The organism is Vreelandella sp. V005, from assembly GCF_052645115.1.
The window spans coordinates 856,619-879,200 of record NZ_JBQXYA010000001.1 but is presented as its reverse complement, the minus strand read 5'-3'; the positions used below and the strand labels follow the sequence as shown (position 1 = coordinate 879,200).

General features: G+C 55.9%; 20 protein-coding genes. 12 read left to right on the top strand and 8 right to left on the bottom strand.

Annotated features, from left to right (window positions below; genetic code table 11):
- Positions 1–23: 23 nt before the first annotated feature.
- From ACUN8H_RS04010 to ACUN8H_RS03990, 5 genes are all read right to left on the bottom strand, one after another.
- Positions 24–1,403, bottom strand: coding sequence for an FAD-binding oxidoreductase (locus ACUN8H_RS04010; protein WP_445530861.1), 1,380 nt, complete (start codon positions 1,401–1,403; stop codon positions 24–26).
- A gap of 63 nt (positions 1,404–1,466) precedes the next feature.
- Positions 1,467–3,107 (bottom strand): ABC transporter ATP-binding protein, encoded by a 1,641-nt coding sequence (locus ACUN8H_RS04005; RefSeq protein WP_445530860.1) that lies wholly within the window; start codon positions 3,105–3,107, stop codon positions 1,467–1,469.
- A 9-nt stretch (positions 3,108–3,116) separates the two neighbouring features.
- Positions 3,117–3,950: an ABC transporter permease gene (locus ACUN8H_RS04000; protein WP_008959734.1), complete on the bottom strand. Its 834-nt coding sequence runs from the start codon at positions 3,948–3,950 to the stop codon at positions 3,117–3,119.
- On the bottom strand, positions 3,947–4,927 hold the full coding sequence (locus tag ACUN8H_RS03995) for an ABC transporter permease (protein ID WP_445530859.1): 981 nt from the start codon (positions 4,925–4,927) through the stop codon (positions 3,947–3,949). Before ACUN8H_RS03995 ends, ACUN8H_RS04000 begins: the two co-directional genes overlap by 4 nt.
- 76 nt (positions 4,928–5,003) lie before the next feature.
- A complete protein-coding gene (locus ACUN8H_RS03990; protein WP_445530858.1) occupies positions 5,004–6,560 on the bottom strand; it encodes an ABC transporter substrate-binding protein in 1,557 nt (518 codons plus the stop codon).
- Between the two features lie 229 nt (positions 6,561–6,789).
- Between ACUN8H_RS03990 and ACUN8H_RS03985 the strand changes: the two genes are divergently transcribed.
- From ACUN8H_RS03985 to ACUN8H_RS03940, 10 genes are all read left to right on the top strand, one after another.
- The gene (locus tag ACUN8H_RS03985; protein ID WP_445530857.1) at positions 6,790–7,488 is read left to right on the top strand and encodes a GntR family transcriptional regulator; all 699 of its coding nucleotides are present in this window, start codon (positions 6,790–6,792) and stop codon (positions 7,486–7,488) included.
- A 20-nt stretch (positions 7,489–7,508) separates the two neighbouring features.
- Positions 7,509–8,531 (top strand): histone deacetylase family protein, encoded by a 1,023-nt coding sequence (locus ACUN8H_RS03980; protein WP_445531078.1) that lies wholly within the window; start codon positions 7,509–7,511, stop codon positions 8,529–8,531.
- A 113-nt stretch (positions 8,532–8,644) separates the two neighbouring features.
- Complete coding sequence (locus tag ACUN8H_RS03975; RefSeq protein ID WP_445530856.1) at positions 8,645–12,310, top strand: ATP-binding protein; 3,666 nt, start codon at positions 8,645–8,647, stop codon at positions 12,308–12,310.
- Entirely contained in the window at positions 12,307–12,942 is a 636-nt protein-coding gene (locus ACUN8H_RS03970) for a condensin complex protein MksE (protein WP_445530855.1), read from the top strand. The genes ACUN8H_RS03975 and ACUN8H_RS03970 overlap by 4 nt, the downstream gene beginning before the upstream one ends.
- A complete protein-coding gene (locus ACUN8H_RS03965) occupies positions 12,939–14,180 on the top strand; it encodes a hypothetical protein (protein WP_445530854.1) in 1,242 nt (413 codons plus the stop codon). Before ACUN8H_RS03970 ends, ACUN8H_RS03965 begins: the two co-directional genes overlap by 4 nt.
- Entirely contained in the window at positions 14,177–15,046 is an 870-nt protein-coding gene (locus tag ACUN8H_RS03960) for a DUF7281 domain-containing protein (RefSeq protein WP_445530853.1), read from the top strand. Before ACUN8H_RS03965 ends, ACUN8H_RS03960 begins: the two co-directional genes overlap by 4 nt.
- A gap of 309 nt (positions 15,047–15,355) precedes the next feature.
- A complete protein-coding gene (locus ACUN8H_RS03955; RefSeq protein ID WP_445530852.1) occupies positions 15,356–15,874 on the top strand; it encodes a hypothetical protein in 519 nt (172 codons plus the stop codon).
- A gap of 108 nt (positions 15,875–15,982) precedes the next feature.
- Positions 15,983–16,729, top strand: a complete 747-nt coding sequence (locus ACUN8H_RS03950) for an AlbA family DNA-binding domain-containing protein (protein ID WP_445530851.1) — start codon at positions 15,983–15,985, stop codon at positions 16,727–16,729.
- A 96-nt stretch (positions 16,730–16,825) separates the two neighbouring features.
- The gene (locus ACUN8H_RS03945; RefSeq protein WP_445530850.1) at positions 16,826–17,485 is read left to right on the top strand and encodes a hypothetical protein; all 660 of its coding nucleotides are present in this window, start codon (positions 16,826–16,828) and stop codon (positions 17,483–17,485) included.
- 581 nt (positions 17,486–18,066) lie between these two features.
- Positions 18,067–19,029, top strand: a complete 963-nt coding sequence (locus ACUN8H_RS03940; protein WP_445530849.1) for a ribonuclease Z — start codon at positions 18,067–18,069, stop codon at positions 19,027–19,029.
- A 54-nt stretch (positions 19,030–19,083) separates the two neighbouring features.
- Here the strand turns inward: ACUN8H_RS03940 and ACUN8H_RS03935 are convergent, their stop codons facing one another.
- Entirely contained in the window at positions 19,084–19,506 is a 423-nt protein-coding gene (locus tag ACUN8H_RS03935; RefSeq protein WP_445530848.1) for a hypothetical protein, read from the bottom strand.
- A 99-nt stretch (positions 19,507–19,605) separates the two neighbouring features.
- On the opposite strand from ACUN8H_RS03935, the gene ACUN8H_RS03930 reads away from it, so the two are divergent.
- On the top strand, positions 19,606–20,259 hold the full coding sequence (locus tag ACUN8H_RS03930) for a DsbA family oxidoreductase (protein ID WP_445530847.1): 654 nt from the start codon (positions 19,606–19,608) through the stop codon (positions 20,257–20,259).
- A gap of 176 nt (positions 20,260–20,435) precedes the next feature.
- Here ACUN8H_RS03930 and ACUN8H_RS03925 read toward each other — a convergent pair whose 3' ends face one another.
- Positions 20,436–20,957, bottom strand: a complete 522-nt coding sequence (locus ACUN8H_RS03925; RefSeq protein WP_445530846.1) for an NADPH-dependent FMN reductase — start codon at positions 20,955–20,957, stop codon at positions 20,436–20,438.
- A 605-nt stretch (positions 20,958–21,562) separates the two neighbouring features.
- On the opposite strand from ACUN8H_RS03925, the gene ACUN8H_RS03920 reads away from it, so the two are divergent.
- The gene (locus ACUN8H_RS03920; RefSeq protein WP_445530845.1) at positions 21,563–22,312 is read left to right on the top strand and encodes a sulfite exporter TauE/SafE family protein; all 750 of its coding nucleotides are present in this window, start codon (positions 21,563–21,565) and stop codon (positions 22,310–22,312) included.
- An 84-nt stretch (positions 22,313–22,396) separates the two neighbouring features.
- Here the strand turns inward: ACUN8H_RS03920 and ACUN8H_RS03915 are convergent, their stop codons facing one another.
- A complete protein-coding gene (locus tag ACUN8H_RS03915; protein ID WP_445530844.1) occupies positions 22,397–22,576 on the bottom strand; it encodes a hypothetical protein in 180 nt (59 codons plus the stop codon).
- Between the last annotated feature and the right edge of the window lie 6 nt (positions 22,577–22,582).

The following is a 22,582-nucleotide window of genomic DNA, read 5'->3' as shown; positions in this document are numbered from 1 at the left end:
CCGTTTATTTAAAGCACCTTTATTTAAAGCACTTTACCGGGATTTAACAGATTAAGCGGATCGAGCGCCTGCTTGAGTGTATTCATCAGTGCGATCTCGGCGCTGGAGCGGCAGGTACTCAGCCAGGGGCGCTTTTCCAGCCCAATGCCGTGCTCGGCGGAGACTGAGCCGCCAAGTGCTGCCAGCGGTTGATAGACCATCGCTTCCACTTCACGGCGCACCTCTAATTCAGCGCTTCCCACGCTAACGGAAATATGCAGGTTGCCATCGCCTAGGTGGCCAAACACCACCAGGCGCGCCTCTGCCCAGCGCTGGGTTAGCTGCGCTTCCAAGGCATCGGTGTAGCGCTGCATATCGGCAATCGGCAGACTGACATCGAAGGTAAGTACCGGCGCAAGGCCCTTGACCAGTCCCTCGATATCTTCACGAATCGCCCAAAGTCCATCGCGCTGGGTCGTCGACTGGGCAATCACCGCATCGACAATCAGCTCGCTCTCAAGCGCGCTTTCTAATGCTTCGCTAAACTGAGTGGCATTGCGCTCCGCGTCGCTGCCCAGGGAATCAATGATCACATAAAAGGGATGCTCGGTGGCAATCGGCGGGGTGTGGCGTCCCAGCGTTTCGGTGAGTAGCCGATAGTGGTTCTGCCACATCACTTCAAACGCACCCAGGCTGCCGCCGAGCGATTTACCCATATGGCTGAGCAGCCCGGTTAACGCCTCAAACGAAGGGCAGGCCACCAATGCCGTTTGCTCGCTAGGGGTAGGTGGCTGAAGGCGCAGCACTGCGCGGGTCACAATGCCCAGTGTGCCTTCGCTGCCGATGAATAGCTGCTTTAAATCGAACCCGGCATTGTTCTTCAGCATGCGGTTCATGGAGCTGACCACGCGGCCATCGACCATCACGGCCTCCAGGCCAAGTACCTGTTGTCGCATCATGCCGTAACGAATCACCCGAACGCCGCCAGCGTTGGTAGCGATATTGCCGCCAATGGTGCAACTACCCCGAGCACCCAGGTCCAGCGGAAACTGCAGGCCGACCTCTTTCGCGGCTTCCTGAACCCGTTGCAGCGGTGCCCCGGCCTGTACGGTGAGGGTGCCGCCCACTTGGTCTATCTCCTCAATGGCGGTTAGCCGTTCTAGAGAGATCACCAGTTCATCCGGGCTGGCTTCTGCGCCGTGAACAAGGCCGGTGAGTCCGCCGTGCGTCACCACCGGTTGCTGCACCTCATGGCAGGCACGCATCACGGCAGCGACCTGCTCGGTATCTGCCGGGCGAACAATGGCGCCTGCCTGGCAGGGCGCGCCGGTCATCCAGTCCACGCGGCGGCTATGCACATCGTCGCCGGTCAATACATGTGCCGGGCCAACAATGGCGCGCAGCGCCTCCAGAGTTATTTGCATGTGTCTTCCTTAGCCTATCTTGTCCATTCGTTAAACTCACTTTTGAAAGCCTGCTCTGCAAACTTATGCTGTCGCCGCCACGGGCGCTTCGCGGCCGGGAATCGCCTTGAGCAGTTCTTGGGTATACGCCTCTCGAGGGGCGAGAAAAATCTGCTCGGCGCTGCCCTGCTCGACAATGCGACCATGCTGCATCACCACAATACGGTCGCAGATATGCGCGGCGACGCGCAGGTCGTGGGTGATGAACAGCAATGAAAGCGAGAGCCTCTGTTTCAACTCTTCCAACAGTTCCAGTACCTGGGCCTGGATCGACACATCCAACGCTGATACGGCTTCGTCTGCAACGATCAGCTCGGGGTTGAGCGCCAGCGCTCGGGCAATGCCGATACGCTGACGCTGGCCGCCGGAAAACTCGTGGGGAAAGCGCTCCACGGCGCTGGCCCCCAAGCCCACCATGTCGAGCAACTCGCCCGCCTGTTTAAGCGCCGTGGCCTTGGGTGTGCCATTGGCAATCGGCCCCTGGGCGATTGCCATGCCCACTTTGGTGCGGGGGTTGAGGGAGGCGTAAGGATCTTGGAAGATCATCTGTACCCGGTGGCGTTCTCGGCGCAGCGCATCGCCTTTGAGCTGGGAAAGGTTGACGCCGTCTAGCAGCAGCTCGCCGCTGTCGGGGTGTTCCAAACGCACCACGCAGCGCCCAAGGGTGGATTTTCCAGAACCAGACTCACCGACAATCCCCACCGTTTCACCCCGAGCCAGCGTGAGCGAAACATCGTTAAGCGCATGCACTTCCCGGGCAGGTTTGAGCCAGCCGCCCCGAGAGCGAAAGACCTTATTGAGCTGCTTGATCTCCAGCAGTGGGGCGACCTGGCTGGTCTCCCGGTGGGGCGGCACCGCGTTACTGGGAATCGCGGCAATCAGCGCTTGGGTATAGGCGTCTTGAGGATTCTCAAGCACCGGCTTGGCATCCCCCAATTCGACGATCTTGCCGTGGCGCATGACGCAAACGCGATTGGCGATTTCGGCTACCACGCCAAAGTCATGGGTAATAAACATCACTGACATGCCGCGCCGCTGCTGAAGATCACGTATCAGTTCCAGAATCTGCGCTTGCGTGGTGACATCCAGCGCTGTGGTGGGCTCATCGGCAATCAGCAGAATAGGCTCCAGCGCTAGCGCCATGGCGATCATCACCCGCTGGCGCTGGCCGCCGGAAAGCTCGAACGGATAGGCGCGAATGGCCTTCTCCGGCTGTGGGATACCCACTTCGATCAATAGCTCAAGCGCGCGGGTCTGGCGCTCCTTGGTGGTGAGCTGGCCGTGGGCCTCGAACACCTCGGCAATCTGTGCGCCCACCCGCATCAGTGGGTTAAGGGCGGTCATTGGCTCCTGAAAGATCATGCCGATTTTCAGGCCCCGCAGGGCGCGGTGCTGCTTTTCCGTCAGGGCAAGCAAGTCCTGTCCCTCGAACAGTATTTCGCCCTGGGTGGCGTTTACGCCCTTGGGTAGCAGCCCCATCACGGCGTTGGCGGCCATCGATTTGCCGGAACCGGACTCACCCACCACGCACATGATCTCCCCGCGCTTCACGTCGTAGCTAACGTCCTCCACCGCCAAGGCGCGATCCGCCCCTTTGGGCAGCGCAATGTTCAGGTCGCGAATGCTGAGGACGGTGTCAGCCGATGGATTCTCTGTAATAGGCATATAAGGTCCTTAGCGCTCGCGTGATAGTTTGGGATTCAAGGCATCATCTAACCCTTCACCGACGAGATTTAACGCCAGTACGGTGAGCAGAATCGCCACCCCCGGAAAGAAGCTCAGCCACCACGCCTGACGAATCACCGTGCGCGCTGCGCCGATCATATAGCCCCAGGACATTACGTTAGGGTCGCCCAAACCGAGGAACGACAACGCCGACTCCAGCAAAATCGCGGTAGCCACCATGAGCGATGCCAGCACGATAATTGGCGACAGCGTATTGGGCAGAATCTGACGCAGAATGATGGTGGTGTTGGACTGGCCGACCAGGCGCGCGGCTTCCACATATTCCCGGTTACGCAGCGACATGAACTCTGCGCGCACCAAACGGGCCACCGGCGGCCAGCTGACAATCGCAATTGCCAGCACAATCGAGGTGATGCTGGGCTGCATAATCGCCACCAGCACGATCGCCAGCGCGAAGTTGGGGATGGTCTGGAAGAACTCGGTAAAGCGCATCAGTACGTCATCGATGATGCCGCCGTAGTAGCCTGCAATAGCTCCCAGGGGAACGCCAATCAGCAGCGCTACGCTGGTGGAGACCAGCCCGATCAACAGCGACACCCAAGCGCCGTGCATCAAGCCTGAGGCTACGTTGCGACCCATGGTGTCGGTGCCCAGGGGAAAACCATCTTGCGAGAGCGGCGGCAAAAAGGGTCGCTGGACCATGCGCCAGGGCGATTCAGGAAACAGCAACGGTGCCAGTATCGCCATGGCGATAATCAGCAGCAGGATGATCAGCCCAACGAGGGCGCCACGGTTTTGCGCAAAGCGTGCGAAAAAGCTCATGCGGCCCCCTTCTTGATACGTGGATCAGCCAGGCTGTAGACCAGATCAGTGATGATATTGAAGACGATGACCAACGCCGCCGAGAAGAAGAAAATTCCCAGCAGCAGGTTGTAGTCGCGCTGCTGCAGCGCTTCGAACATCAACCGGCCGATGCCCGGCCAGGCAAACACGGTTTCGGTCAGGATTGCGCCGCCGACCATTTGCCCCGCCTGTAGGCCCGCTAAGGTGATGATCGGCAGCAGGGCGTTTCGCAGCACATGGCGGCGCTGAATAATGCTGGGCTTTAGGCCTTTGGCACGGGCGGTTTTGACGTAATCCTGCTGAGCGGCATCCAGCATTGATGTGCGCGTCATGCGGGTGTAAATCGCCATAAAGAACAGCGCCAGTGTGGTCGCCGGGAGCACCAGATGCTGGGCGACATCAAGCACCAGCGCAAACCCCGTATGGCCTGCGCCCACGGTGTAAAGCCCGTAGGCGGGGAGCCAGCCCAGGTAGACGGAAAACACCACCACCGACATGAGCGCGACCCAGAACAGCGGCGTGGCGTAGAACACCAGCGCCAACGCCATGATGAGCGAGCCAGACGGCTTCTTGACCCGCGCGGCGGCCATGGAGCCCGCCACGATACCCAGCACCAGTGAAAGCACGAAAGCGGTGCCGGTCAGCAGCAGGGTGGCGGGCAAGCGATCCATAATCAGATCAAAAACAGGAACGCCCAACCGGTAGGAGTAGCCGAAATCAAGCATGGCGATGCCGGAAACGTAGTGCCACAGCTGCACGTACATCGGCTGGTCGAGCCCAAAGCGCTCGCGCAGTTGGTTGAGGAACTCCTGATCCGCAGCGCCCGCTTCACCAGCCAGAATCGCTGCTGGGTCGCCGGGGGCCAGCTGAATCAGCAGGAAGTTAAAGATAACGATTAAAAACAGCACAATCACGGCTTTAAACAGCCGCATCAGAATGAGGCGCGCGTAAACCATAAGTCGTTTCCTGGCTAATACCTTCAAGACATGGCGAAAAAACCCAGGTAGCTCGCGCTACCTGGGTGGCTTGGGTTTAGCGATCTAGCCAAGCATCTTTAAAGCCGTCGTTTACACCCACGCCGGAAGTAACCAGGTTCTGCACATCACAGCGGTACAGGGTCGGGAAGCCCAACTCCATTAGCCAGCCAACCGGCACGTCTTCATGGAGGATTTCCTGTACTTCGCGATAAAGTTTTTCGCGCTCTTCGTCGGGATAGGCCGTAGCGGCCTCGTTGAAGAGTTCGTCGACACGCTCGTTTTCATAGCCTTCCACGTTATTCCAGGGCGAGCCCTTGGCAATGTTGTCGGAAAGGTAGGTACGTGAAATGCCCAGCGCCGGGTCGCCGTACTGGTAGAGATAGGTAAAGGCGAGGTCGTAATCCCAATCGCCCAATCGCTGGTTCCAGCCGCCCACGTCGGTGGCTTGGGTTTCGACATTGATGCCTACTTCGCGCAGGTTCTGCTGCACGGCTTCAGCCCAGCGGGTCCAGGTTTCGCCGTAGGGCAGGGGCAGGATGGTGATCTCTTCGCCGTCGTAGCCCATTTCATCCAGCAGCTCGCGGGCGCGGTCTGGGTTGTAGTCGTAGGGTTCCAGGTCATCGTTCTGGAAGCGCGCATTGGAGCCAAAGGCGGAGAGCGGGACATTGCCTAGGCCGTTCCACAGAACATTTTTGGCAAACTCGCGATCCATGGCGTACATCACCGCCTGGCGAAAGCGTTTATCAGCGGTGGGGCCTTCGCGGTTGTTCATCCACAGCATGGCAAAGGGGCTAAAGTACTCGTGGCCCTCTTCGGTCATGCAGACGTTATCCATCTCGGCCAGGCGGGGAATATCGAAGTTCTCGACGGTGCCGCTGGGCAACACGTCAATGGTCTCGTTCTCGAATGCCACTGCACGGGAAGCGCCGTCAGGAATAACGTGCCAATTCACGCCGTCCAGGTAAGGCAAACCTTCTTCGTAATACTCCTCGTTCTTGACCAGCTCGATGACGGTGCCGCGTTCCCAGTTTTCGAACTTGAAGGGACCGGTGCCAATGGGATGATCATTGTGTTCGTTGTTGCGGAAATCGGTACCCGCGTAAAGGTGTTCGGGCACCATGGTAAACGTGCCTGCTTCAAACGAGAGCAGGAAAGGACCAAAAGGCTGCTTTAGGGTAAACACCACGGTGTGGTCGTCAGTAGCTTCGATGCTTTCCACATGCTGCAACACGGCGCGGGCACTGGGGTTCAATTCACGGTGGAACACATCGGCAGAGAACACCACGTCTTCGGCGGTGAAGGCTTCACCATCGTGCCAGGTAACGTTTTCGCGCAGGTGGAACGTGTAGGTACGGCCATCCTCGCTGACCTCCCACGACTCTGCCAGCTGTGGCATGGGTTCTAGGTCGGTGGAGTAGCGCAGCAGGCCTTCATAGATATTGCCCGACACGGTACGGGTGGGCGCGTTCTGAACCATACCCAACACTAGGCCGGGCGGCTCCGGCTGGATAATGGTGTTAACCACACCGCCCTCTTTGGGGTCATCGGCCAGAGCGGCGGAGGTAAAAGCGAATGCTGCAGCGGAAATAGCCAAAGCTAAAGGTTTTTTCATGTTTCCTGCTCCTCGGTTATTAGCACGTAATGGGTTTACGTAGTCGTTAGGCGAGCGAGGCGTGGCGTGTTAGGCCCAGTTTTGTGGGTTATTAGAGGGCCTTTTTGAACCTTGCACTTTGAACTTAGCAGCATGCGGCAAAACTGTCGACAGTCGGCAATCGTTCGTCGACAAAGAGGTATTTTTCGTCATACTGGAAATAACGTGTCATCTCCAACGAGTAACTTTTATGGCCTTATCATCGGCGGCTCCCAGGCCCTTTATCCAACAGCAGAACCTCGTCGAGCAGGTGGCTGACTATTTGACCCAAGCGATTATTCAGCAACACTATTTACCTGGGGAGCGGCTCTCGGAAGTACAGCTTTCCCGTGACTTGGGAGTTAGCCGCGCACCGGTGCGTGAGGCCGCTCGTTTGTTGGAAAGTCGTGGCTTACTCATATCAAAACCCCGTCGCGGCTTCTTTGTTCGCGCGTTGAATGCCGTTGAACTCGAAGATGTCTTTGATTTGCGACTATGCCTTGAGAGGCACGCGATTCACCGCTTGGCAGAGCGCTATACGCCGGAAGCCCAGCGCGCGCTCAAGCAGCAGGTAGAAGTGCTCTGTGAAGCGGCCGCCAGTAACGATGGCACCCGTCGGATTGAAGAGGATCTGCAGTTTCACCGCCTGATGCTGCATTACGCAGGCAACGAGCGGCTGCTACGTGCCTTCGACGACCTCACCCATGAATTGCGCCTCTGTATCACGCTAATCACCAAAACCCATGAAGCCCCCGATACGATCGCGACTAGTCACTATAAGCTGCTCGACGCGTTGGATAGCGGCAGCCCTGCCGAATGCCGTGAGGCGATTGATTACCACATAGGCGTTGCACGCAAATTCGTGGTGAAGGGTGTGGGCGAAACCGGAGATAGTTCTGATGAAGGATAGTTCTGATGAATATAGTGCCGATGAAGACCTTCTTCCACGCTGACCAGTGTCTGCATCAGCCGCAAACCTACTTCTCCCGCGGCAAGATGCGCACGCCCCAGGAAGTGCCTGATCGCGCCACACACCTGCTGGCCGCCGCCCAGCGGCTCGGATTTGCTATTCAGGCTCCCATGGATCATGGCGTGGCGCCGTTAAGGGCGGTGCACTCGCTGCCCTATCTACGCTTTCTCGAAAGTGCCCACCGGCGCTGGCACACGCTTGGTGAAGATTGGGGAGAAGAAGTGATCTCCAATATCTTCGTACGTTCACCCAACGCCCTGCGCGGCATCTTGGCGGAAGCCGGTCGTTACCTGGCTGACGGCAGCGCCCCGGTGGGCCAGCACACCTGGCAGTCTGCTTACTGGTCCGCGCAGAGTGCGGTCGCTGGTGCCGAAGCTTTGTTAGCCGGTGATCGATTCGCCTATGCGCTATCGCGCCCGCCGGGCCATCACGCGGGTATCGACTCTGCCGGTGGCTTCTGTTTCCTCAACAATGCCTCCATTGCTGTCCAGCATCTTAAAGCGCGCTACCCGCGCATCGTGGTGTTAGACCCTGATATGCATCACGGCCAGGGCATTCAGGAAATTTTCTACCAGCGCGACGATGTGCTGTATATCTCGATCCACGGCGATACCACCAACTTCTACCCGGCGGTAACCGGCTTCGAAGATGAGCGCGGGCAGGGGGCGGGGCTGGGTTATAACCTCAACCTACCGATGCCCCACGGCTCAGCGGAGTCAGTGTTTTTTGACCGCCTGGAAGAAGCCTGCCAGGCCATCCGCCTGTTCGAACCGGACGCCATCGTGCTGGCGCTGGGGTTCGATATCTACGAACTCGATCCCCAAGCCAAGGTCGCCGTTTCTACGGCGGGTTTTGCTGAACTTGGCCGCCGGGTAGCAAGCCTGAACGTACCCACGCTGGTGGTACAGGAGGGCGGTTACTACCTGGAAGGACTGGAAGCCAATGCGGTGAGTTTCTTTGAGGGGCTGCTCGGCAAGGCGTAATCAGTAAGACAATCCATCAAAGTGTCTGGCAAAATGGCTGCTTTCAGCGATCTGCAAAACGATCCGGATCGTCATTGAGATCGCCCTTGAAATCGTCATTGAAAGGACACGGCATGGCCCACCTGCTACGCATCGTGATGATTCACGGCCACCTGGAAGGGGTGGTCGAACTAAGTGTGGACGGCCACACCAATATTTGCGGCACCAACGCCTCCGGCAAGACCACGCTACAGCGGTTGGTGCCGGTATTTTACGGCGAGCTACCCAACAAGGTCGTGCCTAAGACGCGCATGAAGTTTGATGCGTTTTACCTGCCTAATCGCAATAGCTACCTGGTGTATGAATACCGCCGCGAAGCGGGCAACATTTGCCAGGCGGTGTTGACGCGTAAACAAGAAGGCGGGGTGGAGTACCGCTTTGTCGGCGCGCCCTACCAGCCGGAAGACTATCTGGTGGAGAGCGAGGCGGGCGTGGCGGCGCTGGATTATACCCAGTGGGCCAGCGGGCTACGGCGCAGCGGTACGCCGGTGTCGCCCAAACTCGGTGCTACCTCTGAATTTCGCTCGGTGATCCAGAACGACTTTACCCAGCTGCACGGCAACAGCCGCGACGGCCTCAAGCTGCGCCAGATTGCGGCCCAGTTCAGCCTGGTGAAGCCTGAACGGCGCATCCGCCATATCGAAAAGCTGGTCTCGGCGGTGCATGCCAAAGAGGGCAAGATGGATACCCTCAAAACCATGCTGGCGGCGATCTTCGAAGAGGATGGCGTTGAACTCCCGGTGACCCGGATTCGCAACACCAAGGCGCGGGAGTGGATCGCCCAGATGCGCCAATCCATGCGCCTGGAACCGCTGCAGGCATCGCTGGCCCGGCTGGGCGGGATCGACCGCGAACTCGCCGACCTGGATGCCACGCTTTGGCAACTGAAGCCCCAGCTTGAGGATGACCGCCAGCGCGCCGAGCGCCAAATGGCCGATGTCGATGCTGAGCTGGCCCGCCACCAGCGCGAGTTCCAGCAGCGTGAGAGCGACTATAGTGAGGCGCGGGACGAACTCAACGACCGCCACAGCGAAGTGGTCAGCGATTTGCAGCAGACACAACGCCGCCTCAACGACCTGCAAACCCAGTACGAGCAATACGCTGATGCGGATATGCCCGCCCTGGAGCGCGACATCAATGCGCTGCCCCAGTGGCGCGAACAGCGCGACCAGCTGCGCGCCCACCTGAATGTGATGCAGGATGCCGTCAAGGAGAGCCAAGCGCGCCTCGACGGTCGCCTGCGCGAATTGTCTGAGGCGCTGGCTCGCCAGACCCGTGAATCCCAGGAACTGATCGACGCTCTGGTGGAAGAGAAAGCCCTGCGCCGGGAGCAGCAGTGGGAGTCCGAACAGCAGCTTAACGAGCGCTACCAGCAGGAGCGCCAACGCCTGGAGGGCGAGTATCAGGCGCAGCTGGAACTCGGCGTCGAGCAGCTCGCCGAACTCAAAGCCCAGCTCTCGCTCTCCACCCAGACCGCCGAAGAGGCCGAGGAAGCGGAGCTTGCTCAGGCGCGCCTGGATCAAGCCCAGCAGGAGCGCAGCGCCTCCGCCGCTACCCTGGATGGCCTGCACCGCGAGTTTGAAAGCCGCAAACGCGAGCGCGATAGTGCCGAACAGCAGCTGGTACAACTTCGCCAGCAGCTTGAGCGCGCCGAACAGCGCAGTTTTGCCCTCTATCAGCAGCGTGACCCGGAGCAGGGCAGCCTGCGCCACTTCCTGCGTTATCACCGTCCCGGTTGGGAGCAGCAGTTAGGCAAGGTGATTGCACCGGAGCTATTGGAGCGGCGTGATCTTGCCCCACAGCTGGCGGAAGGCGCAAGCGATGATCTGTTCGGGCTGGCGCTGGATCTTTCCGCCATTGCCCTGCCGGATTACGCCCAGGATGAAGCCAGCCTGCTGGCCGCTATCGAAGAAGCCGATAGCGCCAAACGCCGGGTGCAGTCAGAGAGCCAGGCCGCCGAGAAATCACTCAAGCAGCATAACGAGCGGGTGCAGCAGGCCGATGAAGCCCAGGATCAGGGCCGCATGGTCCACAAGCGCGCCGAGCAAGAAGTCGAGTTTGCGCTGGAAGCCCGCCGCCAGCAGCAGGAGCGCCACACCAAACGCCAGCAGGAGCGTCGTGCCGCCCATCAAACTGCGTTGGCCCGCCAGGAACAGGCGCAAAAGGAGCTGCGCGAAGAGAAGCAGCAGGCCCTCGCCGCCCTTAGCGAAACCCATCAAAGCCAACTACTGGAGCTTAAGGCCGATGGCCAGAGCCAGGTAGATAGCCTGGATGCCCAACTACGCCAGTATAAGCAGCAGTTGAGCGACGCCAATACCGAACACCAGCGCCAGCGCGCAGAACTGGAAGAAGCCTTTAGCCAGGAACTGGCCGAGCAGGGCGTCGATCCTGCCAAGCTAAAAGATACCAAGGCGCGGCTGGCAAGCCAGGAGGAACGCATTCGCGTCACCGCCGCCCGTCAGGATGAACTCACCGAATACACCCGCTTTATGCGCGTTGAGTGGGGGCAGCATAAACCGCAGTTGGTCGCTCAAGAGGCAGAGCTGGAGCAGGCGGAGCAAAAACTGCAGCGTGATAAAGAGCACCTGAAAAACGGCTTCCAGGCCGCCCGAAAAACCCACCAGAGCACGGTCAGCACGCTGAAAACCCAGCGAGAGAGCCAATACGCCTGCCTGGAAGCCCTGAAGCCGCTACTCACCCAGCTGGAAAGCCTAGCCATCGAGCCCGACGGCCAAGCGCCCGGCAAGCCCCTGGGCGATGTGGACGAGCGCATCGAGCGCGCCCGCCAGGCTTTGGGCAATCGCCATCAGCAGATCGAGCAGCTGCGCCGCGGCTGCCTGGAAGTGGAAAGCCAACTGATCAAGGACGCCAGCAGCGGCTTTGCCGAAGCGCTGGAGAGCGAGCGCAGCAAGCTGCAAAGCGACAACCCGCGCCTACAGCTGCCGCTACTGCGCGACATGCTCAAACTGCTCGAAGACCAGCAGCAGCAGCTGATTCAGGAAGGGCGCAACCTCAGCGACGACCTGGATAAATTCTTCACCGTGTTCCGCGATTTGAACCGGCGCATCAGCGCCCAAAGCCGTCGGCTGTCGGAAGAAGTCGCCGACGACCTGCGGCTGGAAGGCATCACCAAAGCCGAAGTGCGCATCCAGTCCACCATTGATGAGCTAGGCTTCTGGGAGCCGCTGAAACTGTTCGCCCAGCGCTATAAAGAGTGGCGGGAATCCGGCCAGACGCTACCCAGCGATGACTACCTCAACGCCCTGGCGGACGTGGTCGATCTGCTGCGCAGTGACCAGCAGTACAGCTTCGAAAGCCTGCTGCGCCTGGAACTGCACCTTAACGAAGGCGGCACCGATCTGGTGATCAAGAACGACCGCCAGCTGCTGGAGTCCTCCAGCCACGGCATGGCGTATCTGATTCTGTGCAAGTTCCTGCTCGCCTTTACCCGCCTGCTGCGCGGCGATGCGGAAATCGCCATCCACTGGCCCATCGATGAGATCGGCACCCTGGCGTACCACAACGTCGAAAAACTGTTCGACGCCTGCGACAGCAACCACATTCATATCGTCGGCGCGTTTCCCAACCCCGAGTCAGATGTGTTGCTGCTGTTCGCCAATCGCTACCTGATCGATCGCGATGAAGCCAATCCCAACAAGCGGGTGTTAAAACGCATCGAACCACGGCTAAGCCGCCTGGCCGAACGGCTCCAGGAACGTCAGCAGGAGGTAACGGTATGATCGAACATGGCCCACTGCTAGAGCGCCTGCTGGCCGGTGAGTTTGTCTGCCCGATCAGCGATGAAAGCGGCTATCGTCATCTCACCAATGAAGAGACCCGGGAAGAGATCGATACCTACCTGCGGCCGCTTAACCGGCGGCTGGCCAGCAACGAAGACGGCAGCGTCTACTTTCTGGCCTGGCGTCAGCTCAATGACAACGCCCGCGATCAGCTCTCCCGTCAGCTCGGTGAGACGCTCAATAGCCTGCTGCCGCTGCTGGAGTGGCTGCAACTGGTTCAAGAGGCGTTGGGCCGCGACACCCTGGCCGCCCCCGGCGATGTGCTCAAACCCGCCGAGTTCAGCGCCAAGTGCGAAGATAACCAAAGCCTGCGCGAACGCCTGGAGCGCCTGGCCACCGACAGCTTTTTTGGCTCGCAAAGTGACCAACTCGATGCCCAGGTAAAGCAGGTCTTCAAGCGTCTGAAAGAGCACGGCTACCTGCTTCAGCCCCATTCAGAGCGGCAGGTATTCGTGGTTACCGGCAAGATCGACTATCTGGTGGATCTGGTGCGCTTTATTCGCGATGAAGAGAACCTGCCTATTGAAGAGGGCAGCGAGGAGGGCTCTGGCGCTCAGGAGGCCCTTCTGTGAGTACCGGTGAGCATGCACTCGACAGCCGCCTGCTCAAAACCGGCAGCGAACGGCTGGCGCTGCTCGGCAAGCATTCTGAGGCGCTGATGCAGGCCTACACCCGCGATGAAGTGCCGCTGGAATCACTCAGTGATAGCGCGCTGCGCAAGCTGCTGGCGGCGCGCATCCTATGGCGCCCGGATGAGCAGAGCGGCGTGAAGCTGGCGCCCAAGGTGCGCGAACTGATCGCTGAGATGCTCGCCGATGAGACCCGCCGCCATGTGAATGCTGATGTAGCGGAAACCCTGGAGCTGATTCGTGCCCTGGTACATAGCTACCGGGAGGCGCGCAGCCGCGGCGAACACTGGCGGCTGGAGCAGCAGTTGATGCGCCTGCGCCAGGAAGTCGACGACCTGAACGGGCGCTTCGCCGATGCCATCGACAGCCTATGGCAGCGGCTCAATAGCGATTTTGGCTTTGTCAGCCAGCTCAACGACAAGATCCGCGAAAACGACCGCGCCCAGAAACAGATCGCAAGGCTGCTGGATGGCCTGGCGCTGATCGACTTCGACGAGCTGATCGAGCTGGTGGGCAGCGATGGCAGCCTGCGCAAGCTGTTGATCAGCCAGCTACAGCAGCAGTTAAGCCAACACTACACCGGCCTGCGCGAAGTGCAGCGCCGCTTGATCGAACTAATGGCGCGCTTTCGCAAACAGCAGGCGCGCAGCCGCCTGATCAGCGGCATGGCCGCCTTTATGCGCGAACACCCAGGCTTTGTGCCGGGCAATTACGCCCGCCGCAGCGAGGTACCAGGGCTGGTCAATCAAGCCGCACCGCTAAGCGCCGCCGCCGCCCCGGCGCTGGATCGCAACCTGGATAGCCGGTTGCTCGCCGAGCTGTTGCACCAGCTACCCCAACCGCGCCACACCACGCAAACGGTTGAAGCCGCGGCCCCGGCCCAAGCCCAGGAAAGCAGCCTAGCCGCCGCCCGCCAGCAGGCGCTCAAGCAGGATGTGGAACACTTCTATTTGAGCGTGATCGACCAGCCCCAGGCGGCGCCGGTCAGCGCTCTTGAGTATCTGCGTGAAAGCCCACTGGAATGGCCAGATGAGATCTGGCTCTTCCAGGTGATTTCCGAATACCAGGGCCTGCCGCGCAGCGATCAGAAAGCGTTTCGGCTCAAGCAGCAGGAGAGTCAGGCTAGCCAATTCAACCACCTGCGCCTGATCCACGATGTAGAACTGCAGCTGGCCGTATGAACCTACCCAGCCGTGCACGCAATGGGCTCAACGGCGTCGCCCGCGAACTTCTCCGCCAGCCCGCGGTGGAGAAGCCGCGCCGCCAGTGGGTAGACGACGTAGTGGCCTGGTGCCACCAGCACGACATTGACCTGGCCTCGCGAATTAACAGTAAAGCGCTGCGTTTTGACGCCACCTTGCTGGCGCAGATCAATGACGTACTAGAGAGCGCCCGCATAGCGCCACTAGGCCGCTCACTCAGCGGCCTGACCAGCAGCGCCCAGGCGAAAGAGGGCGTGCAAGAAGACAAAGCAACCCGCGAAAATCCACGTGCGCGGCGGGTACTCGTCAGCTTTGCGCCCCAGCCAATAGCAGGGCTTGCCAGTGAGCCGCGCGCTATTCGTGATGTGGATGTGCTGGGGCTAAAGCTGAGCGCCTTTAGCGCCCTAATTCAGGTCGAAAACCTGGACAGCTTCTATGAGTTCTCTACAGAACAGCCAGCGCTAAGCGGCTACGTAAACCCGCTGGTCGTCTACCGCGGCGACAGCCATTACGGCGGTGGGTTTGCCTTGCTAGCGGATGCTTGGCACAAAACCCGCCGAACACATATCTACGCCGGTGACTTCGATGTAAAAGGCGTCACGCTAGCGCTCGACAGCAACGCCACCCACTTGCTCCTGCCTAACATCGAATGGCTCATCCAAAACGCCACGCCGCTGCATGTGCCTGCTGAACAGTTTCCCTACCAGCGCAGGCTGCGCAAACACCTCGCCGCGCTGCCATCTGCCCACCCATTGCGCGAGTATCTGACGCTGTTGCTGGAAAAGCAGCGGGGGCTTAAGCAACAGTGGTTTGGTGGGGAGATGGGATGTGTGGTGCTTAGTTAGGAACAATTTTGTTCGTGCTACCAATCAAGCTCGCTATTTCACGATTTTCCTTGGTTGGTTGCCAACGGGCTCATCAGTGTAGTAGACCTGATTCCCACAGCGTAGTAGTGCTTTTCTAGGCTGAATGATTAGGTAGAGCAAAATGAGCCAATATGCGACTTTTAGATATGCCATCTATTTTTTCTTTGCCTACAGGCGAATCAGTGGGATAGAGTCAAATGAGGCGGCTAAATAACCTCAATGAATGAGCGGGTACGTTTATTGAGCTTATGCAGCCTACCGTGTAATCACTGTTATACGGAAAAAACCATGCATCATCTGACTGAAATACTTGCACAAGCTTCTGCCGCAATTCCAAGTCTGTACTTTCAACTGCCTGTAGATGGACAAGAGGATCCGATTTATAGAGAGAGGGTTTATTGCTACGAGCTATATCACCAGTTGCGTAGCATTTGGCCGGAAAATTGCGGCTATTCTCTTGGGGGAGAGGTTGATAAAGCTGGACACAGATTAATTAGAGGAAATGATCTGGATAACACGAAACCGGATTTTTTAGTCCACGTCCCCGGTGATATGGGTGGTAATCATGCTGTCATTGAAGTTAAACCGGCACATGCTGCCAACAACGCAATCCGTGCGGACATAGAGACTTTAAGAAGATTCCGTGACTACGCCGGATATGAGAGAGCAATTTTCTACATTTATGGCAGTTCTGAAAATGGCAATGCAAAGCAAAGGGCGACAGATTTTCTGGCTGAGCTTCCAGGCACAGAGGTTGAGGTTTGGGTTCATGAAGAAGCTAAGAGTCGAGCAAAGCGTGTTGTGTAAAGCAGCCGTACAATCAGTGTGATTTTAAGGAAAAATTTCCGCTACGCTTCAATTTGCCGTAAATGCAGGCATTAAACAGGCAGGGAACTGTCGGCATCGAGATCTAATATGAGTTTAAAGAAAAATCAGCATGAGCTGTTTCGACAGTTCTTTGAAAAGCCAACCCGTGCTTTTTTGAGTCAGGTGCTCAAAGAAAACATTGGTGAAACTGATTACTTAGATTTTAAGGCGGAGTGGCCTAGGTTAGAGCATGTGGCAAAGCATATGCTAGCCATGGGGAATTCTGGCGGAGGTGCCATTGTTTTCGGTGTCACAGAGGAGCAAAGTGGCGAGTTTGATTCTAAGGGTTTAGAAAAGCTTCAAGATAGGGCTGATCTCAACAAGAAGTTCAGAAAATTTGTTCCGGAGCAGCTAAATTACGAGCTGTTCAATTTCTCATACGATAAGACGGAGCCGTCACTGGAAGGGAAGAATTTTCAAGTCATCATGATTGAATATTCAGAGAAAATTTTGCCCTTGCTAGCCCTTAAAGAAGGTCCTGGCATCCAATCCAACGTTGCGTATGTCCGAAGTGGGACTGAATCAATTCCGGCCAACCGTGAGCAGTTAGAGCAGTTGATCAATGCCCGAATTGACACAGAGTACTCGTCCACTCCAACTTTAGAGCTCACGCACCATTTGGAGCAATTAAAAACATTATGCGAGCATGTCGATAAACTGGAATATGAAGAGCTACTCGATAGCGGATCATTTATGAGAGAAATTTTGGAGTTTGCTGGAGACGACGACTATCGAGATTTCTTAAATGAAATAATCTCTTCTAAGAAACAAGTTATAAGGAAAATAATACACTGATGGTTTAATAATCGGCTGCACATCGACCGGTTTTTCGCCGCTTCGCGGCTCCGAACCGGCGCGTGAGTCGGTCGTTATATTTAATTAAGGAATAAGATGGCTGACATTTTCAAGAAAAGATTCAATGAAATTCATCAACAGATGGAATATCTGCTTAATTCAAAGGAGTCTAAATACAATAGCTTCTTGGAGAAAAATCAGATTGAAATTGAAAGCAATTCGCTTCTTGAGTGGAAAGTTAAAGCCCGCAGTCTATTGAATAAAGCGTGTGGTGAGAATTCAGAACATTACAAAGAATTCTTGAAGAACGAAGAAGCCGGTTTATATGGAACATCACTTGCTACTTTGGAGCGATTGAAGGCTATTTTTTTAGCGGCAAAAGAGGATTATGAGGGTGGCTATCTGAAAGAGACTCGTTCGTTAATTCAGGCAGAAGTGTTTGATTCTGAGCTTGAACAGTCTATGGCACTATATAAAGCCGGTTATAAATTACCTGCTGCGATAGTCGCAGGTGTTGTACTCGAAACAGCATTAAGAGAGCTATGTGATCGAGAGGGTATTGGTCACGGTAAATTGGATAAAATGAATTCTGATCTTGCAAAAGCAGGAACATATAACAAGTTACAACAGAAACGAATCACGGCATTAGCTGATATTAGAAATTCAGCCGCTCATGGAAAACCATCAGAGTTCAGTGATCAAGATATATTAGATATGGTGAGAGATATTGAGCGATTTTTGGGGGATCATATATAAAATGAAATATATCCAGTTGCTTCACCCGACCAAAAAAACGTGATGCGGCTTTTGTCGGGTGAGCTTCAACGTTAGTCATATCTACAAAAAAATATTTCCGTGTGGCACCTGAATTAAAGGGAGCTCAAGGTTGCGATTAGTATGGTATTTTCCGGGTTTAATAGCTTATTCGCCTTTGCTGTACAGATTGGCCGTTGGTGACGCATCTTTCGAGCTATGGATGCTGCTACTAATTCCACTTTTTTTTATTCTTAATTTAGTGCTCTTTCTCATAATGTTGCGGCTAGGTTGGACTGGGGCAATAGTTTGGCGAGAGATAAAAGAGGAGAAGAGCTTTTACGGGTTAGCTTATGTTCTGCTCTTCATGGTTGGTCCCTTGCTTTTCTTATTCTACTACGGGCGTTAAGAGCCAGGTGGCATGATGGTGCCGTGACTGCCAACAGATCGCGAGTTTTTACAGGTAGTTCATGACTGCTATCTGGATAAATTCGGTCAGTTCGAACGTTATAATCCAAACAATGGGAGGTAGTCGAAGATATACGTACCCATCGACTACGCAGCTATTTATTTGAGCAAAATCCATGAATCTACTCTTCCTAGGCACCTCCGCCGGTGTGCCCACTAAAACAAGAAACGTCTCCGGCGTCGCTTTGCGTGAGAGCAAAGGAAAGAGCTGGTACCTAATCGATTGCGGCGAGGGCACCCAACATCAGGTCTTACACACAAAGCTGTCATTCCATTCATTGAAAGCCATCTTGATTACCCACGTGCACGGCGACCACTGCTATGGGCTGCCGGGCATTTTGGCCAGTGCGGCCATGGGCGGGCGCACAGCGCCGCTGACTATTGTGGCGCCGGCGGGTATCCAAACTTGGCTGGAAGCCACGTGTGCGGTAACGCAGCTCAGCTTGCCCTTTGCTCTGGAGTTTATCTGCTCCGATGACCTGCCCAGCGTTGAGTTTGAGAACATGACGGTGGCGACGTTTGAGCTTTCCCATCGGGCTCCGTGCTATGCCTATGCGTTCACTGAGCGCAACGTGGATGCAGCCCTAGACGTAGATAAATTAGATCAGCAAGGGATTCCCAGAGGGCCATTGTGGGGGCAGTTGAAGCAGGGAAGGGATGTGGCGTTTGAAGGCAAGCAGCTGCTCAGCCAGGATTATCTGCTGTTCAAACACGCCCCCAGAAAGGTGGTGATTGCCGGAGACAACGACCAGCCCGAGCTGTTGGCGCAGGCATGCGCCGGGGCGCAGGTGTTGGTGCACGAAGCCACCTACACCGAAGAGATGGCCGAGAAGGCCGGTGAGGTAGGGCATAGCTACGCCAAGCTTGTCGCCGTGTTTGCCGAATCGGTACAGCTTCCCAACCTGGTGCTGACGCACTTCAGCCCTCGTTACCAGCTCAACCCCAATGCGACGCCCTCCATCGAAGATATCCGCAAAGAGGCCGAGAACGTCTATTCAGGCTCGCTTTATTTGGCGCAGGATTTTAGCGAATACACCCTGGATAAAGCGGGCCACTTTGCTGAACTGGCGGTCGAATAAATACTTTCACCCCGCTGCTCCTTGAGTGCTTGCCACGTAGGTCATTCGCGCAGCTCAGTCGCGACAATAGCCTTCGCCTGTTGCGACTACCAGGCAGTCTTCCTTTTCCAATAGCCACTTCATACCGGTAGCTTCGCCGTCGCCCGCGCGAAGCAACTGTGGGCCGTCCTCGCGGTTGAAGCGAATGCCCTCGGCGGTGGCCTGTCCTTCGAAGGTGCCGATTTGGTCGGCATCTAGGCCGTAGCGCATGTGAAGGAGATAATGGCCCGGGCCTGCAGGCTTGTCCTTGCTGATTTCCAGGAATAACCCTTCTACGCCAGTCCATCGGCCGACCCATTGGTCGGTTATCTGATGGTGGGGCTGGTTTTGCTCGGTTGATGTACCTGAGTCCGGCGTGCCTGATGCGGCGGTGTTGCTGTTTTGGGCGCAACCGCTGATAAGTAATAGGGTGCTTAACGCTAACGCTGTTTTTGCCATACCTGTCTCCTAATCACTACTGCCGTTACTCACAATATACACGTACCATGCTTTCTTTAGTTTGATCGAATTTTGGGATATGTCGAAGGAGTAAATAAAATGCAAAAGGTAAGAATTGACCTGGTGTCCGATGTAGCCTGCCCTTGGTGCGCGATTGGCTACCGGCGCTTGGAGCAAGCGTTAAAGACACTCGATGGCGAGATCGACGTTGAGCTGGTCTGGCAGCCTTTTGAGCTGAACCGGGATATGTCGCCCGAGGGCGAGCCGATCCTGGAGCATTTGTGCCGCAAGTACGGCAAGGACGCGGCCAGCATGGAGCAGTCCCAACGCGAGATCATGGCCGCCGCCGAAGAGCTTGGGCTGAATTTCAGTGGTGCCCTGGAGCGCCGGGCGAACAATACTTTCGCTGCCCACCGCGTGCTTGCGTGGGCCGGAACGCAACACCAAGAGACAGCCCTGCAGTTGGCACTCTTCGAGGCCTACTTCGGTGAGGCGAAAAACCCCGCCGATCCAGAGGTTCTGCGGGAAAAGGCCATTGAGGTTGGGCTGGACGGTGATACCGCCGAGGCCATCGCCCGCTCCGATCAGTACGCGGATGAAGTGCGCACGGCCGAGCAGCGCTTTATGGACGCAGGTGTGAGCGCGGTACCAGGTTTCATTCTTGATGGACGTTACCTGATTTCTGGCGCCCAGCCCGCTGAAGTGCTTGTCGATGCGCTTCGTCAGCTGGCCGAGGAAAACGCTAGCCGCTAGTTCTACAGGCGCCTACCTGAAATGAGGTTAGTGCTAGTTGTTCATCACCCAGCCTCGCAACGGGTGCACAATCTTCGCTTCATGCCGGTTTTATAACCGGTGATGGCAGGCGCTATAAATATTTATAGCGCCTGAGGGTGCCAAACTGTAAACGTTTTTTCCTAAAATAGATAAAATCAAAAGTTGCTTAACATGCCAATTAAGTCTCGGTTAAATTGCTGATTAGTGACCACGCCCTGCTCTAAATCAAAGTTGTCGAAAAAGCTAGGTAAGGAAAGCGCACCTATAACGGTTGCTGAAAAATAGGGTGCTGACGCTTGTGCGGAAGCTAAGACACTTTGTGCCCCACCTTGGCCAGGGGAGGTAGATAGCATAAGTACGGGTTTATTTTGAAATACTTTCATATCTATTCGTGATATCCAGTCAAATAGATTTTTATAGGCTGACGTATAAGATCCGTTGTGTTCCGCGAATGACATGACAATGACATCTGCCTCACCGATAGCGTTGTAAAAAGCATGTGCCAATTGAGGGATGCCAGACTCCTTTTCTCTGTCTTCGCTAAATATTGGCATTTCAAAGTCGTTAAGGTCGATTAACGAAATGTCTGCATCGTTGATTTGTTGTGCTGCATAAAATGCCAGCTTTTTGTTGATGGAGCTTTTGCTGTTGCTCGCGCCGAAGGCAAGTACTTTCATTTTAAAATCCTCTGGGTTGATTTTTTAAAGGGCTTTGGTTTGGTTTTAGTTACGCATTTTTAATTAAATGTCATCTCTGGCGATAATTTTGAGTTAGCTTTGGCGTCGGGCTATTCTGAAACCTCAACTTAGGTTGAGGTCAAGAGGAGGGTGAAAAATAATCTTATAGACATTTTATGTGAGCTTGAAGAGCTTCCGAATCATGCCCGTGTCACTCTTGTTGGTTGGGAAAATTGGGTTCTAGGTGGCGAGGTGATCTAAACAGGAAGATAAGGCAGTTAATTGAACTGAGAGGTATGATGACAGACTGTATCGGGTGTGGTTGCCTTTCTCTTGAAAGGTGCGGGCTTCTTAACCTTTACGATAAATTAGGCGAAAAAGGAGCGGGTCCCGAAGCACGACTGAATAAAATGTGCGTCTCGCATACCGAGTTTAATCAGGGCAGTCAATATAGGCGCTATGACTTGTTACGTGTTGCCAACGTCAGCTGGGAGCTTGGATATCGCTAACATCTCTGGGCCTTCGTTACGTCAGTCGATATTGTTTTTTGATTGGCCGCCGCCTTTATCCGATATATTGCTAGTGGCAATGTACCGGAGGCAGACATGGTTGATTTCACACTTCTGTTGATAGTGGCGGGTACGTTCTTGATTGCGGGAAGCGTTAAGGGCGTCATTGGTCTTGGCCTCCCACCGGTTAGCCTAGCGCTGCTTACCGTCGCGCTGGATCTGCCAACCGCCATGGCGTTGATGCTTATTCCCTCATTTGTCACCAACGTTTGGCAGTCAATGGTAGGTGGAAACGCAAGGGCCATCTTGGCTCGCATTTGGCCATTTCTGGCGATGGCGGCCCTTACTGTCTGGATTGGTACAGCCGCACTGACGCGCGTCAATCTCACGTATCTAACGGCGCTCCTGGGCAGTTTGCTGATTATTTACGCTGTCGTGAACCTGGCCGGGATCAAGATGGTTGTACCCAGCCGCCATGAGGTTTGGGCAGGGCCGTTAATCGGCTCTGCGAATGGGGTGCTTACCGGGATGACGGGGTCATTTGCTGTTCCGGGCGTGATGTTTCTTCAGGCTATTGGCCTTCCGAAAAACATGCTGATTCAAGCGATGGGCATGCTATTTATGGTATCCACGGTGGCTCTCGCGGCGGCGCTGCAACAGGCCAATTTTTTGACACTTCAAACTGGCGTAATGTCGGCAGTAGCGGTGCTGCCCGCGCTCGCTGGTATGGTGGTTGGCCAGCGAATTAGAGAGCGTTTATCCGAGCAGGTGTTCCGTAAGGTATTCTTTATGTCACTTTTGTTTCTGGGTGCTTACATTATTATTAATACGCTTCAGAAGCTTTAAGTGCCTTTCAAAAGCAATAGTGGGCGTTAAGACGACATCAGAATCGGGCGCTGGCTCTAACCTAAAGCCAGCGCTGAAGATCAATTAATTCAGAAACGCCCGCAACGTATCACTCGCCTGGTCAATGGATAGCACGCCATCCAAGTGGCCTCGATTACCTTCCAGGGTTTCTAGCGTCACGTCGGTGCCATCAGCTTCCATCAGCTCGGGGTTGCGGCGCACGCCTTGGGGCGCGAAGACGAGGTCGTTTTCGCTATACACCATCAGGGT

Coding starts and splice junctions, on each gene's coding strand:
- ACUN8H_RS03945 (WP_445530850.1), top strand. CDS start 16,826: ATGGCTGACATTTTCAAGAAAAGATTCAATGAAATTCATCAACAGATG.
- ACUN8H_RS04000 (WP_008959734.1), bottom strand. CDS start 3,950: ATGAGCTTTTTCGCACGCTTTGCGCAAAACCGTGGCGCCCTCGTTGGG.
- ACUN8H_RS03975 (WP_445530856.1), top strand. CDS start 8,645: ATGGCCCACCTGCTACGCATCGTGATGATTCACGGCCACCTGGAAGGG.
- ACUN8H_RS03920 (WP_445530845.1), top strand. CDS start 21,563: ATGGTTGATTTCACACTTCTGTTGATAGTGGCGGGTACGTTCTTGATT.
- ACUN8H_RS04005 (WP_445530860.1), bottom strand. CDS start 3,107: ATGCCTATTACAGAGAATCCATCGGCTGACACCGTCCTCAGCATTCGC.
- ACUN8H_RS03985 (WP_445530857.1), top strand. CDS start 6,790: ATGGCCTTATCATCGGCGGCTCCCAGGCCCTTTATCCAACAGCAGAAC.
- ACUN8H_RS03930 (WP_445530847.1), top strand. CDS start 19,606: ATGCAAAAGGTAAGAATTGACCTGGTGTCCGATGTAGCCTGCCCTTGG.
- ACUN8H_RS03940 (WP_445530849.1), top strand. CDS start 18,067: ATGAATCTACTCTTCCTAGGCACCTCCGCCGGTGTGCCCACTAAAACA.
- ACUN8H_RS03995 (WP_445530859.1), bottom strand. CDS start 4,927: ATGGTTTACGCGCGCCTCATTCTGATGCGGCTGTTTAAAGCCGTGATT.
- ACUN8H_RS03955 (WP_445530852.1), top strand. CDS start 15,356: ATGCATCATCTGACTGAAATACTTGCACAAGCTTCTGCCGCAATTCCA.
- ACUN8H_RS03925 (WP_445530846.1), bottom strand. CDS start 20,957: ATGAAAGTACTTGCCTTCGGCGCGAGCAACAGCAAAAGCTCCATCAAC.
- ACUN8H_RS03950 (WP_445530851.1), top strand. CDS start 15,983: ATGAGTTTAAAGAAAAATCAGCATGAGCTGTTTCGACAGTTCTTTGAA.
- ACUN8H_RS03970 (WP_445530855.1), top strand. CDS start 12,307: ATGATCGAACATGGCCCACTGCTAGAGCGCCTGCTGGCCGGTGAGTTT.
- ACUN8H_RS03980 (WP_445531078.1), top strand. CDS start 7,509: ATGAAGACCTTCTTCCACGCTGACCAGTGTCTGCATCAGCCGCAAACC.
- ACUN8H_RS03915 (WP_445530844.1), bottom strand. CDS start 22,576: ATGGTGTATAGCGAAAACGACCTCGTCTTCGCGCCCCAAGGCGTGCGC.
- ACUN8H_RS03990 (WP_445530858.1), bottom strand. CDS start 6,560: ATGAAAAAACCTTTAGCTTTGGCTATTTCCGCTGCAGCATTCGCTTTT.
- ACUN8H_RS03935 (WP_445530848.1), bottom strand. CDS start 19,506: ATGGCAAAAACAGCGTTAGCGTTAAGCACCCTATTACTTATCAGCGGT.
- ACUN8H_RS03960 (WP_445530853.1), top strand. CDS start 14,177: ATGAACCTACCCAGCCGTGCACGCAATGGGCTCAACGGCGTCGCCCGC.
- ACUN8H_RS04010 (WP_445530861.1), bottom strand. CDS start 1,403: ATGCAAATAACTCTGGAGGCGCTGCGCGCCATTGTTGGCCCGGCACAT.